Origin of the sequence: Nocardia sp. NPDC006982 (assembly GCF_042869435.1) — a bacterium.
In the GTDB taxonomy this organism is placed as follows: domain Bacteria; phylum Actinomycetota; class Actinomycetes; order Mycobacteriales; family Mycobacteriaceae; genus Nocardia.
In genome coordinates this window covers 1,463,101-1,477,068 of the sequence record NZ_JBIAFV010000001.1, presented here as the reverse complement: position 1 = coordinate 1,477,068, position 13,968 = coordinate 1,463,101, and the positions used below count along the sequence as shown (strand labels likewise).

The following is a 13,968-nucleotide window of genomic DNA, read 5'->3' as shown; positions in this document are numbered from 1 at the left end:
ATGACACAGCTGGCAGCAACGCCGACGACCACGACACCCGCAACCCATGCGATGACGACGACAACCGCCGCGGCCGGACTCAACGACCGATCGCTGGGCTGGCTGAGGTTCATGTGGGACAAGGCCACGACCGACGACGACTGGTCCGATCAGGGCGAGCCGCATCCGTGGTGGGATCGCTACAGCGAGCCGCCGATGTGCGCGTTCCCGCGCTTCGACCTCGCCGAGATGGGCTACGTGCTGCCGATGATGGTGGAAGCGACTCCGGCGTGGCGGGAAGGCTATACCCGCATCCTCGACGAGCTGGCGCGCCGCTATGTCACCTTCTGGGGCGGTATCGACTGGAACACCCTTATCGGGCCCGACCCCAACGTCGACAAATATCCCCCTGAATGGTTGATGGTGGTACCCGAGCATCTGCGTGGTCGGTACGCCCTACCCGGCTGGACCGGCAACGGCGTCGAACCATGGGGACTGCAGCCCGACCCGGTCGGCTGCGACGGAAACCTGTTTTATCGTGGGTGGCTCAATTTGCTGCTCGGCATGCGCCACTACGTCTCGGGACAGTCGAGGCAAACCACTCCATTCGAGGTTTCCGGATACCAGAACCGCAGATTCACCTGGACACACCAGCGGATGGCGAAGTTCATCTCCGACCAGATGGCGGCGCGACCCCAAGGCCCGCACTGCGAGAACACCAAGATCTGGCCGTTTTGTGTGACCGCGGCCGGTCTGGGCCTCAAAATGTACGACTCGGTGCTGCACACCTCGCTCAACGAACCGTTCCTGGATTGGATCGAATTCGCCAAGAAGCACTACATGGGACGGGACCGGCAAGGTCGCATCGATTGGGTGGCGCTCTTCTACGACCCGATCGAAAACGCGACGATGACCTTCCCCGGCTCGGTGAACGGCTACAGCGCGCTGACCCTTGTGCACTACATCTATCCGCAGGATCCCGAACTCGGGATCGAACTGTACGAATCGGCGATGCGCCAGCTGGGCTGGAACAACCCCAAAGTGCCGGTCGTCCAGTTGGCTGATGACCCGCAGATGCTGTCCATCGCCCTGTGGATGGCGCGCGAAATCGGTGACACCATCACCTGGGAACGCCTGCGCGCGGTGTCCGAAAGTCAGTTCGAGCCAAGGTATTTCGGCCAAGACGACAGCCGCTTCGCGTTCTGGTGCGGGCTGGGCGAACAGTGGCCGCGCGGCCAGATCAACGCCACCATGATGATGATCGAATGCGCGGAACCCGGCGCCTGGTCCCGGGTTTTCAACTCCCCGAACACCACCATGTACGACGAGCCGACCGTCTGCGGCCTCGACTACCCGCTGATCGGTATCCGACGCACCCACAACGACATTCGGCGCCGAGTGCTCGAAATCGACACCTTCGCCGCGACCCCGTCGCGACGGGGAGCGCCGACTTCGTTCACCGTCGACAACCTGCCGCACGACGCGGCGGTCTCGCTGGAGGTCGACGGCCGCCCCTTCGACACCTGGCGCCGTTCACAACCCGGTGCGGTGGCCATCGACCTCGACATCGATACCCACCGGGTCCGCCTCACCTATGCATGACAACCCTTCCCGAAAGGCCCTGATCATGAGCACCTACGCCGTTTTGGCCCGCCGTTTGTCCGAGCTTCTCGGCGTCACCGAAACACCTGTCGCGGTAAGTTTCGATGCGACCACGGATGCGCCCGGTCCGGTCCCGGCGCAACCGGCCGGATGCTGTTTCTGGACACCGGCGCAGCGGCAACGTCTCGATACTGTCGCCGCCGATCACGCCCATTGCAGCGTCGGCAGCTACACCCATGGGCTGATCCCGCTCGAACAGGCCGCCGCCGGCGCGGACACCGCGGCCCTGGTGGGCAGCGGCTGGGTCGGCGAGGCCGACCTGATGGCCGCCGCGGCGTTGCCGTTCCGTCCGTCCTCGATCACCTATCAACCGCTGGCCGAGGCGGAAAACCCGGACGTGGTCCTGGTCAAACTGTCGCCGACGGCGTTGATGACCCTGCTCGGTGCCGTCCCCGATCTCACCTTGGCCCGCAAGCCGCAGTGTGTGATCGTCCCACTCGCCCAGGCCGGGCAGGTCGCGGTGAGCCCCGGCTGCGCGGTGAGCCGGACCCGAACCAACCTCCCCGAGGATGAGCTGACCTGCCCGCTTCCGGCGGTCGAGCTGGCATCGATCATCGAACGGCTGGAGGCCTCGACCGCCGCGGACCGTGCCGTCAGCGAGTTCGCGGCCGCCGATATGGCGAGCAACTTCAGCCCGGCGTGAGCGCCGGTCATCCCGGCAGTGATTTTCGAAGACGATGGGTTGCTGCCGCGCCTGCGGTGCGAACGATTGTTCGTTGGGACGTGACCGCCGAGATGTCAGCAGGTCGGGTTGATCATCGAATTGCGCTCGTGCTCGGACGGCACCGAGACACTCGACTCCAAGTGGCGGATCGCCTACCCTCTAATAACGAAGTTATGAACGCAGTTCTATCAGGGCGCTTGCCTGAGGGCGACGTGCCGATATGTACCGAAGCCGGACCTTCGGCGCCCGACGAAAGCAACGGAAAATGAATCTCGCCGGAAACCTCGTGATCTCTGCCCATAACCATCCCCACCATGTGGCGATTCGGCTCGACGAGACGGCCGTTTCCTACGGGCACTTGGAGGCGCTCAGTCAGCACATCGGCGGGCTACTGGCCGCATACGAGGTGGCGCCGGGTGATCGGGTCGCGATCATGCTCCCGAACGTCCCGCATTTCGCCGCTCTCTACTACGCCATCCTGCGGATGGGCGCGGTTGTGGTACCGATGAACCCCTTGCTCAAGGAACGTGAAGTTGCCTACTACCTGCGCGATTCCGGCGCCAAGCTGATATTCGTCTGGCAGGACTTCGCCGCCGAAGCCGCCGCGGGTGCCACGCAGGCGGGCAGTACCGCGATACCGGTTGTTCCGGCCGAGTTCCTCGACCAAGTGATGGCGATCGAGCCGCGCGAGGAGGTGATCGAGCGCCGCCCCGATGACACCGCGGTAATCCTGTACACCTCCGGCACCACCGGCTTGCCGAAGGGCGCCGAGCTGACCCACGCCAACCTGGGCAGCAACGTCGACGTCTGCACACAGACCCTGCTCGAGCTGACCGCAGACGACGTGATCTTCGGCGGGCTACCGCTGTTCCATGTATTCGGGCAGACATGCGCACTGAACGCCGCCGTGCGCGTCGGCGCGACGCTGACGCTGCTGCCGCGGTTCGACCCGGCCAAGGCATTGGAGCTACTGGTTCGAGATCAGGTGACGGTCTTCGAGGGGGTGCCGACGATGTACTCGGCGCTGCTGAACCATCCGGGTGCCGCCGACATCGACCTCGGCGCACTGCGGCTCTGCGTCAGTGGTGGCTCCGCGCTGCCGGTGGAGGTGCTGCACGCCTTCGAGAAGCAGTTCGGATGCGTGGTGCTCGAAGGGTACGGGCTATCGGAGACCTCGCCCGTCGCGTGCTTCAATCACCCCGATCGGCCCCGTGTACCCGGTTCCATCGGTACCCCGGTCCGCGGCGTCGAACTGCGAGTGGTCGACGACGAGGGCGGCGAGGTGGCCGACGGCACGGTCGGTGAGATCGTGATTCGCGGTGACAACATCATGAAGGGCTATTGGAACAAGCATGAGGAGACCGCCGAAGCGATCACCGATGGCTGGTTTCACACCGGCGATCTGGGCCGGATCGATGCGAACGGCAACTACTTCATCGTCGACCGCAAGAAGGACATGATCATTCGCGGCGGCTACAACGTCTACCCGCGCGAGGTCGAGGAGGCGCTCTACGAGCACCCCGATGTCGCCGAGGCGGCGGTCGTCGGTGTCGCGCACGCCGAGCTCGGTGAGGAGGTCGCTGCAGCTGTCGCCCTCAAGCCCGGCGCATCGGTCGGCGCCGACGAACTGCGTGAGTTCGTCAAGGAACGCGTCGCCGCCTACAAATACCCCCGGCACCTCCACATCGTCGACGCCTTGCCGAAGGGGCCGACCGGAAAGATCCTCAAGCGCGAAATCAATCTGCATGTCGACCACAGCGGATCGACCATTCACTGACGCTCTTTGCGGAATTATGGTCGGCCGCTGATCAATTCGAAAGGAAAGCCCATGCCGCTATATCAAGTTCTGGTTCCCGCGAGGTCGCTGGCTGAGGACCATCGCGCCGAGCTGGCCGAAGCAATCACCGCCATTCATACCTCGGTCACCGGCGCGCCTCGGGGATTCGTCAACGTTGTATTCGTCGAATACGAGCCGTCGGCGTTTTTCACCGCCGGTAAGCCCAACACGGTTTCGGTGATCAGCGGAAATATCCGGGCCGGTCGGGATCGCACATCGCGGGCCGAACTGCTCACCCGGTTGTCGGCGGCGTGGACCGCCATCACCGGCCAGGACGCCCGAAGTCTGCTGCTCGGACTCAACGAGATGGATCCCACTTCCATCATGGAGGCCGGGCTGATCATGCCCGCTCCCGGCGAGGAAGCGGAGTGGATCGAACAGCATAGGCAGGAACTCGGCGATGTGCTGTCGACCCAATAGCTGATCGCGCATAGGGGGTACCCGGGATCGACGGACCTCGCCACACAGGTCGCCGCCTGTGTGGCAGAGGTCGGCGCGGCACTGAGCCATGACCGCGCCGCCTTGATTCGCGAGCTCTACCAACGACTTTCGAGCGAGATCGCGGAGTTGCGCGGCGAATCGCCCGACGCCTCGCCCAACGCGGCGTTCCGGTTCGAGCTCTGGTCCGCGCCTATCGGCTCGGTCAGCACACGGTCCTGCAGCGAGCCTTGGCAATCCTCAACACCAAGGTCAGCGACCCGTACCTGCTGACCGCCGTCGCGCAACGGCTGGCGGCGGCGAATTTCGCCTACATCGACCACGTCACCGAACAGGTACTCGAGGCCTACGAAGAAGAACGGGACCGCTGGCTACAGCACCGCGTAAGGAGAATCAATGACGAAGACCCAGCAGGTACTACTCGCGAAGCGGCCATCCGGGTTGCCCGATGCGGACACCTGGCGTGTCACGACCGAGGAACTTCCCGCCATCGCCGCCGGGCAGATCCTGGTGAAGGTCGATCTGATATCTATCGACCCGGCCATGCGCGGGTGGCTGAACGATGTCCGGTCGTACCTACCGCCGGTCGGCATCGATGAGGTCATGCGCTCGCTGGATATCGCCACCGTCGTCGAGTCGGCGCATCCCGACTTCGCGGTCGGTGACACCGTCAGCGGCACCTTCGGCGTGACCGAATACGCGATCAGCGACGGCAACGGCGTACAGCGGATCGATCTCGGCATCGCACCAGCGGCGACCTGGCTCGGCGCTCTCGGAATGCCCGGTATGACTGCCTATTTCGGTCTGCTCGAGGTCGGCAAACTGCGGGCCGGTGAGACCGTCGTGATCTCGGCCGCGGCCGGAGCCGTGGGTGGGGTCGCCGGTCAGATCGCGAAAGCTTTCGGAGCGCGGGTCATCGGGATTGCGGGCGGTGCGCAGAAGTGCCGCGTGCTGATCGAGGAACTCGGCTTCGACGCAGCGATCGATTATCGCGGCGAGGATGTGCTGCACCGACTGCGGGAGCTGGCGCCGGAGGGAATCGACGTGTTCTTCGACAATGTCGGTGGCGACATCCTCGATGCTGCGCTGGCGAATCTGGCGCGGGGTGCGAGGGTGGTCATCTGCGGGGCGATTTCGTCGTACAACGACGACAAACCGGCTCCCGGCCCCTCGCGCTATATGTCTCTGCTGATCTTCCGGGCCTCGATGACCGGATTCGTAGTGTTCGACTACCGCGACCGCTACGGCGAGGCCGTCGCGAAGATCTCGCAGTGGTTGGCCGACGGCAAGATCAAGGCGCGAGAGCACGTTGTCGAGGGTGGAGTCGCCCGGTTCGGTGAAACACTGAACATGCTGTTCGTGGGTGCGAACACCGGAAAACTCGTCCTCGCGATCTGAGTCCGCACGAATAGGGCCCCGCTCCGTCGCCTGTTCGGAATCGCCGGTTCTCGCTCGTCGGAAGACTATCCTCGAATTGTCGGGGCACTTTCGCAGGTCGAGAGGTGGCGCGAATGAGTGGCTGCGGCGGGGTCTTGTGGGGCGGGCCGGCTGCACAGTGGTGTGCCGCGGTGGGGGTTTCGCACGTCCGTTGGTGTGGATGAGCGGCCGGTGTCGCAGGACCCGGAGGGGACGCAACGCGACCTGCAGTTCGGTATCGCGGCGGAATTGGCTGCGGCCGGGTTCGACGATGCGCAGGAGATCGGTCGGGGCGGTTTCGGTGTCGTGTACCGATGCGTCGAGGGTTCGCTCGACCGTCAGGTAGCGGTGAAGGTGTTGACGTCGGAGGTTTCCGGCGACGAGCGTGCCCGCTTCCTGCGCGAGCAGCAGGCGCTAGGCCGGTTTTCCGGACACCCGCACATCGTGCAGGTACTGCGAGCAGATGTCACCCCAACCGGGCAGCCCTTCATAGTGATGCCACTGCATGCGCAGGGATCGCTGATGAGTCGGGTCCGCGAGCAAGGACCGGTGCCGTGGCAGGAAGTGCTGTCGATCGGGGTGAAACTGGCCGGTGCACTGGCCGCGGCCCATGCGTTCGGGGTCCTGCACCGTGATGTGAACCCCGCCAATGTCCTGCTCAGCGATTACGGTGAGCCTCAGCTCGCGGATTTCGGTATCGCCCGGATCGGTGGCGGCTTCGAGACATCGGCTGGTGTGGTGGCAGGGACACCCGCGTTCACCGCACCCGAGATCCTCAAAGGTGAGGATCCGTCGGCGGCCTCGGATGTGTACGGTCTCGGCGCCAGCCTGTTCTGCCTGCTGACCGGCCACGCGGCGTTCGAACGCCGGACCGGTGAATCGCTGGTCACCCAGTTTCTGCGAATAAGCTCGGAGCCCATTCCGGATCTGCGCGGAGCCGGCGTGCCCGCGATGCTGTGCACGGCGATCGAGTCGGCACTGGACGCCGATCCGGCCGAGCGGCCTGGCGGCGCACGCGAATTCGGCGAGTTGTTGCGGAACGTGCAGTTCTCCAGCGGTGTCCACGTCGACACGATGGCGCTGCCGCCCGGCACCGGGACAGAGAGCGGGATCGAGCGATCCGCGGCGGTTCGGTCGGTACCGGTGGCCGAAACGTCGGTGCCCGACGTTCCATTGCCTACTCCGGCGACCCGGTATCGGCCGCCGAGCACGCTGCGTCGGCCGGTCGAGCGGCCGCGGTTGCTGGCTGTCTTGCGCGAGGCGCGGGCACGACGGCTGGTCTTGATCCACGGTCCGGCAGGTTTCGGGAAGAGCACCCTGGCCGCGCAGTGGGGTGACGTGCTCGAGGCCGAAGGTGTCCCCGTCGCCTGGTTGAGCGTGGATCCCGACGACAACAATGTGGTGTGGTTGCTGGCGCACATCGTGCACGCGATCCGGGGCACTCGTCCCGAGCTGGCGACGGGACTGACGGAGCTGCTCGAGCAGCGTTCCACCGATGCCGGACGCCATGTGATGACGACTCTGATCGATCAGATCCACGACAGCGGTGAAACGGTCGCGTTGGTGATCGATGACTGGCATCGCGTGACCAGCCGATCCTCGATCGCGGCCATCGAATTCCTGCTCGACCGCGGCTGTCATCATCTGCGGCTGATCGTAACCAGTCGCACCCGCAAGGGGTTGCCACTGAGTCGGCTGCGCGTCAGCGATGAACTTCTCGAAATCGACGAGGCCGCACTGCGATTCGACGGCGCCGAGACGACGGCGTTCCTCAGCGGGATGAACGGATTGTCGCTGGCGGCCACCGATATGGAGAACTTGCGCCGCTCGACCGAAGGCTGGGTCGCGGCGCTGCAACTGGCGTCGTTATCGCTGCGCGGTAAGGCAGACCCGGGCACCTACATCAGCCAGATATCCGGACGCCACTACGCGATCGGCGAGTATCTGCTGGAAAATGTCGTCGGCTCGCTAGAACCGGACATACTCGAGTTCCTGATGCGCACAGCGGTCACCGAACGCATCTGCGGTGAGCTCGCCGAAGCGCTGACCGACCGCAAACCCGGCCAGGAATTGCTCGAGGACGTTCGCCAGCGTGATTTGTTCCTGCGCAATATCGATGACGATCTGGAGTGGTTCCGCTATCACGGACTGTTCGCCGACTTCCTGCGTCGTCGACTCGTCCAACAACACCCCGGCCTGCTCGAGCAATTGCACCTGAGAGCCTCGTCGTGGTTCGCCGACCACGATATGCCGAACGAGGCGGTCGACCATGCCCTCGCCGCCGACGCCTCGGACCTGGCCATGCGGCTGGTGCAAGAGCGCGGCGAGAAACTGCTCGAGGGTTCGCGGATGGCGACCTTCCTCGGCTTGGTCGCGAAGCTGCCCGGTTCACTGACAGCGCTGAATCCGGTTCTGCAGGTACAGATAGGCTGGGCGAATGTCGCCCTGCAGCGACGCTCGGCCGCCATCGTCGCACTCGATCGAGCCGACACCGCGCTGGCTGCGGGCACGGTCGATGATGAACAGGCCGGTGAGATCCGGCTCGAGGCGTCTCTGGCCAGGGTCTGCAATGATCTGGTGGCAGATCGGTCCGCCGAGGTTCCAGCGCCGGTGTTGGCGCGTGTGCAGACTTCGGCTCGGCCTTTCCTTTCCATCACGGCGGCGGCCTCCGCGGCCGCGTCCGCGCTCTATCGGTTCGATTTCGAACAGGTCCAGCACTGGCATCGGTGGATGGAGCCGTATAGAGACCGCGCTTCGGGTCCTTTCGGGGTGATGTACTGCGATTGCATCGCCGGTATGGCCGCCGCCGAACAACTCGATATCGCCGCTGCGGAGTCTTGTTATCGGATGGCTCTGCGCCTAGCGTTGCGGACCGGTAAGCAGTCGCACGCCACCCGGCTGGCGAGTGCCTTGCTCGGCGAATTGTTGTATGAGAAAGGGCAATTCATCGAGGCGGAGGAACTCCTCGAGATCGGTCTCGGTCCCGAGGGCGGTGCCGTGGAGTTCTTGATGGCCACGTACGGGACCGGTGCGCGCCTGGCGGCCGTGCGCGGCGATCTCGACCGCGCCCAGCAACGTCTGGCGGCGGGCGCGAAGATCGCCGCGGATCTGTCACTGCCACGACTGGCGGCACGAATCGTGAACGAGCGTGTCCGCCTCGGTCTGCCCATCACCGTTAGCGAACGGCAGGCCCTCGACAATCTCGCGCCCTATACCGCGCAACCCACCGCGACCCTGGCTATCGCATCCGAGCTCGAACACGATTCCGCGATCCGGCTGCTTCTCGCTGAACCGTCACCGGCGGCTGCCCAGCAGGCCCTCGACCGGGCCGAACACCTCGTGCGCGAGATCAGTCGCCAAACACGACCGAGGGCACTGCTCCTGGCTGAACTGCTGCGCGGATGCTGCCTGTCGGCAACCGGGCAAAAAGTGCGGGCGGCCGAACTACTGGCTCCGGCACTGTCGCATTGCGCGGGCCTGGGACTGGCACGGCTCGTCGCCGACAGCGGCCGCCAACTGCAACCGGTCCTGGAAACACTCGCCGAAGCACCGTCAGCGGCTGGGCTACCGCGCTCGTTCCTGCTGCAGGTGCTGGCCCAGTTCGAACCGGCGCTACCCAACCGCAGCCGTCGATCCGACGACTAGCACTGCTGGTTCTCGGCGTCGGAGGATGGTTCGACGATAGTGATCATTGTTCGGCTACCGGAACATAATGGTGTCGCCCATGAGTCACACTGGAGAGCCCACCATTGGAAGTTGCGAAACCGATGACCACCAATAGGCCGCCGTTGCCCGGAGACATCCGCGACAATTTGCAGAAGATCGGCGATACGGTCGATGCGATGATCCTGGGCGGTCCGCGCAAGTACACCGCCGACGAGGTGCTGAGCCTTTCCGGTATCGACCGTGAACGTGCCGAGCGTATATGGCGAGCAATGGGATTCGCGACGCCGCCGGACGAGGAACGGGCATTCACCGACGATGACGTCGAGGCGTTGCGTCGGGCCGGGAAATGGCGTGATATCGCCGGTGTCGACGATGCGGCGATCGTCGCGATCACTCGCGCGATTACGCAGTCGGTCTCCCCGTTGGCCACCTGGGAGGCTCAGTTGGCCGTCGACAACTTCCTCGACGAGGTGACAACATCCACCTCGGCTTCAGCGTTGCTGACATTCTCCGAGCAGATATTGCCTTTGCTCGAACAAACCCACGCCTACATGTGGCGCAGGCAGGTCGCCGCGTACATCGCTCGACGGATCGCGGTCGCGCAGGAGGACAGCTCGCGTCCGATCGGCACGGCGGTCGGATTCGCGGATATTTCGGGGTACACGGCCCTGACTCGCGGCGCGGGCGAATACGAGATACGGCGATTGCTCGATGCGTTCGAGTCCGCGACCACGAATGCCGTCGGCGAGAATAGCGGTCGTATCGTGAAAATGATCGGTGATGCGGCGCTGTTCACGGCCGACCGACCGACTGGCGCCGCAGATATCGCACTCGATCTGCTTGCGGCATGGCCGGATTCCGAGCCGCCACTGCGCATCGGGGTCGCCTCGGGGCCGGTCGTGGATCGACTCGGTGATATTTTCGGGGCAACGGTGAACATCGCGAGCAGGCTGACCTCGGTCGGCACGCCTGGCGAGGCCCTGGTCGACGAGAACATGGCACAGGCACTGCGCGAGCACGATGGCTACCGACTCGAACAACGACCTCCGGTCACCGTGCGTGGGTACGACCGTTTGGATTCCTGGCGATTGCACCGGACGAACTTCCGGAATGATCAGTATCTCATCGCGGAGCCATCGCGAGACTGAGCGGATATTTTGTATTCATGAAGTCGACATTCTCGGACCCGGCGTGCTCGGTTGCTCGCACAGTGGAGCTGTTCGGTGATTCATGGACACCGTTGATCATGCGCGACGCGATCATGGGCACCCGTCGCTTCGACGAATTCCAGAAATCTCTCGGCATCGCACGAAACGTACTGTCGAATCGACTTACCCGACTGGTGGAGCGGGGCGTGATGACCAAACAGCTATACCAGGAACACCCACCGCGCAGAGAGTACATCCTCACCGATAAAGGACGCGACTTCTTCTCGGTTCTCATAGCGATGCGTGAGTGGGAAGCCCGCTGGCTGGACGAGGGCAGCGCTGATTCGGTGACGCTACATCATTCGTCGTGTCGGCACGAGCTGATCGCGCGCACTATTTGCGGATCATGTGGTGCAGACATCACGCTCGACGATATCGAATTCCACGTCGAGCCCGCTTGTCGCGAAGGCTGATGCGTAACGGCCGGTGGCCGATCCACTTGTCATGTGCTGTTCGAATTTCATATTGCGCGCACATTCTATGACAGCTATGCTCGAATTTTTGCAGATAATGCTGCCATTGTTTCTTTTCATCTTGTTTCCGATCCTCGTGCCGACCGCGGTGGAGGTAGTCGGGAGAATCCGCGACCATGTCGACAGGCGTCGCGTGGCGCACGCGGATCCAGTGCGTGCCCGCTGACCGAAGCGGCGGGCACGCACTGTTCTACCTGCCGTCGACAGCCGATTCCAGTTCTTCCAATGCCTCCACCGTGTAGTGGGCGACATCCTGGATGTGCGGTAACGCGTTGCGGCAGGCGGTGAACCCGAAGTCGAGTTGCTCGGCATGGGAGTGATGTTGAGCGCCTCGTTTTTGAACAGCAAAGACATCGGGAAGAAGTTCTCCACGCGTGCTCCGCCGGCGTACATGGGTTGTTTGGGTCCCGGGACGTTCGATATCACGAGATTGAACATCGGCCGCAGCGCCGAGGCCGCACCGGGAACGAGCTGTTTGGCGACGTGTGTGGTCATCGCCAAGGTCGAGTAGGCAGACATCGCTTCCTGCGGTACCGACTTGATGTGTTCCTTGCCCGCGCGGGTGGAGGCCGCGATGGTGGCGAGCCGGGCACGCGGACTCGCCTGGTGCGTTGCAAGGTTGGCGAGGATGACGCTGACGGCTTTGCCGTCGGTGCCGGTCTGTCGGACATTGACCGGCACCATGGCAATGAGCGGTTGGTCGGGAAGTCCACCGATATCGATCAGGTAGCGCCGCAGCGCCGAGGCGCACATTTCGAGGACGATGTCGTTGACGCTCGTCTCGGTCGCGGCGGCGAGCGCCTTGACCCGGTCGAGGGCGACGGTCGCGGTGAGGAGGCGGCGCTGCGGGCTGGTCCGTACATTGAGCGGGCTGCGTGGTGCCTGGAACGGGCCGACCAGCGGATTGTCAGGGGATAGGCCCGCCCGGAAGAACTTCCGCGCCGCCTTGCGGGAACGCCAGAAGCGCCGGACCAAACCGCCGTCGTTGTGCAGTATCGGCGTTTGCGGCACCCATTCGGGGGTGTGTTGGCCCATACCGGCGGCGCCAACGGCGCATCCTTATCGGGTGAATAGGTGGCGGCCATCAGGCCCACCCCGGCGACACCGTCCATCAGCGAGTGGTGGGTCTTGAAGTGCACCGCGATGCGGTTGCCCTCCAGTCCTTCGATGACATGTGCCTCCCACATCGGGCGTCGGCGGTCCAGTGGGATGGTGTGCAGCCGTGAGATGAGAATCGCGAGTTCGCGCCGCCCGCCCGGCGCCGGGAGCGCGGAATGCCGGAAGTGGTAGTCGATATCGACATCATCGACGATTTCACGGCGCTTGAGCAGTCGCAGCGGTCCGGAGCGGATCACGGCGTTGAAGGGGCTGGCCGTCGCGGGCTTGCTGCGGAAATCGTCGACGATCCGTCGGACGAATTTGTCGGCTTCCTCTTCGGTGTGAAAGATGGATAGCGCGGCGACTTGCATTGCCGTTTCCGGTGATTCGATCCACAGCCAGAACGCGTCCGCCAAGGGCAGGAACCGGGGCTGCTTCCGGTTGGGGTTGCTCATTTCGCCGCCAGCTGTACGGCCCGGGCGATCTCCCGTTCGCGGAAGCCGATCCATTCGATCGGTTTGCGCCACAGCGCCGATGTCAGTGCAACGGCGTGCATCCGACCGGGGGAGGCCACCAGTTCGGCACGTCTTTCGATACCCGCGATGGTGTCGGCCACCACTCGCTCGATGGGAACGAACTGCCACATGCCCGGGCCATTGCCGCCCCAGATCGCCTGCCCGACCGGGTCGGCGAGCATCTTGTCCATCAGTGGGGTGTCGAAGAAGGTCGGGTGGATGGAGCCGACTTTGACGCCCTCATGGCGGACTTCGAGCCGCAGGCTGTTGACCATCGCGAGCAGCCCGGCCTTGCTGGCGCAGTAGGCGGCCTGCAGTGGGAAGTGGACGAAGGCCGCCATAGACGCGACGGCCAGCAGGTAGCTGTCGGCGTTCAGATAGGGGAGCGCGGCTTTGAACGTGCGCCACGTCCCGACCAGGTTTACATCGATGATGTGTGCGAAATCCGCTTCGCTCTGCGATGCCACCGAACCGGCCAGATCGAGCCCGGCATTGGCGACGACGACATCGATGCGGCCGAAATGATCTGCGATGCCGCCCATTACGTCGTCGAGCCGACCGAGATCAGTGACATCGGCGCACCAGCCGCGCGCCGAATCCAGGCCGGAAAGACCAGCGGCCTGAGCCTGCGCCGCTTCTGGTCGGCGCGCGATGAGTGCGATTCTTGCTCCGCGAGTGACCAATTCGTGCGCGAGGGCGGTTCCGAAGCCTCCCGTCGAGCCGGTAATGACGACCACCTGATCTGTGAGGTCACGGGTTCTGTTCAGGAGCATAGGGCTATTCCTGTCATCGACTGGTGACGACTTCATCGTCGAAGCCGGCGGGGAAACCGACCACAGGCGGGACGCGACAGAACAGCGTTGCCGCGCGTTGTGATTCAGTCCCTCATCGGACAAGACCCCACCTGTGCGGACCGCAACTCTAGGGCTCGGGTGCCGGACGGTAAACGTCTCGACCGCCCGAAGAATTCAGCCGTATTCGTGCCGACAGCACGAAATGTGGTGTCGGCATC

The 13,968-nt window shown here is 64.2% G+C and carries 10 protein-coding genes and 1 pseudogene; 8 read left to right on the top strand and 3 right to left on the bottom strand.

Annotation, left to right across the window (positions count from 1 at the left end):
* The 8 genes from ACFYOW_RS06650 to ACFYOW_RS06615 all read left to right on the top strand — a co-directional run bounded on the left by ACFYOW_RS06650 (position 1) and on the right by ACFYOW_RS06615 (position 11,283).
* Positions 1–1,581 carry a hypothetical protein gene (locus ACFYOW_RS06650; RefSeq protein ID WP_387285132.1) on the top strand — a complete coding sequence of 527 codons (1,581 nt, stop codon included), beginning with the start codon at positions 1–3 and terminating at the stop codon, positions 1,579–1,581.
* 25 nt (positions 1,582–1,606) lie between these two features.
* Complete coding sequence (locus tag ACFYOW_RS06645) at positions 1,607–2,284, top strand: DUF169 domain-containing protein (protein WP_387285130.1); 678 nt, start codon at positions 1,607–1,609, stop codon at positions 2,282–2,284.
* A gap of 286 nt (positions 2,285–2,570) precedes the next feature.
* On the top strand, positions 2,571–4,082 hold the full coding sequence (locus ACFYOW_RS06640; RefSeq protein ID WP_387285128.1) for a long-chain fatty acid--CoA ligase: 1,512 nt from the start codon (positions 2,571–2,573) through the stop codon (positions 4,080–4,082).
* 51 nt (positions 4,083–4,133) lie between these two features.
* A complete protein-coding gene (locus ACFYOW_RS06635) occupies positions 4,134–4,562 on the top strand; it encodes a tautomerase family protein (protein ID WP_387285126.1) in 429 nt (142 codons plus the stop codon).
* A 414-nt stretch (positions 4,563–4,976) separates the two neighbouring features.
* On the top strand, positions 4,977–5,978 hold the full coding sequence (locus ACFYOW_RS06630; protein WP_387285124.1) for an NADP-dependent oxidoreductase: 1,002 nt from the start codon (positions 4,977–4,979) through the stop codon (positions 5,976–5,978).
* A 210-nt stretch (positions 5,979–6,188) separates the two neighbouring features.
* Positions 6,189–9,641: a protein kinase gene (locus ACFYOW_RS06625; RefSeq protein ID WP_387285122.1), complete on the top strand. Its 3,453-nt coding sequence runs from the start codon at positions 6,189–6,191 to the stop codon at positions 9,639–9,641.
* Between the two features lie 122 nt (positions 9,642–9,763).
* Positions 9,764–10,810 (top strand): adenylate/guanylate cyclase domain-containing protein, encoded by a 1,047-nt coding sequence (locus ACFYOW_RS06620; RefSeq protein WP_387285120.1) that lies wholly within the window; start codon positions 9,764–9,766, stop codon positions 10,808–10,810.
* Between the two features lie 17 nt (positions 10,811–10,827).
* Positions 10,828–11,283: a winged helix-turn-helix transcriptional regulator gene (locus tag ACFYOW_RS06615; protein WP_387285118.1), complete on the top strand. Its 456-nt coding sequence runs from the start codon at positions 10,828–10,830 to the stop codon at positions 11,281–11,283.
* On the opposite strand, the gene ACFYOW_RS06610 is transcribed toward ACFYOW_RS06615, so the two are convergent.
* The 3 genes and pseudogenes from ACFYOW_RS06610 to ACFYOW_RS06600 all read right to left on the bottom strand — a co-directional run bounded on the left by ACFYOW_RS06610 (position 11,215) and on the right by ACFYOW_RS06600 (position 13,729).
* Entirely contained in the window at positions 11,215–12,027 is an 813-nt protein-coding gene (locus ACFYOW_RS06610) for a WS/DGAT domain-containing protein (RefSeq protein ID WP_387286048.1), read from the bottom strand. The two genes, ACFYOW_RS06615 and ACFYOW_RS06610, sit on opposite strands and share 69 nt — an antisense overlap.
* A gap of 135 nt (positions 12,028–12,162) precedes the next feature.
* Positions 12,163–12,812: pseudogene (locus tag ACFYOW_RS06605) on the bottom strand (wax ester/triacylglycerol synthase domain-containing protein); the annotation flags it as partial.
* A gap of 80 nt (positions 12,813–12,892) precedes the next feature.
* Positions 12,893–13,729, bottom strand: coding sequence for an SDR family NAD(P)-dependent oxidoreductase (locus tag ACFYOW_RS06600; protein WP_387285116.1), 837 nt, complete (start codon positions 13,727–13,729; stop codon positions 12,893–12,895).
* Between the last annotated feature and the right edge of the window lie 239 nt (positions 13,730–13,968).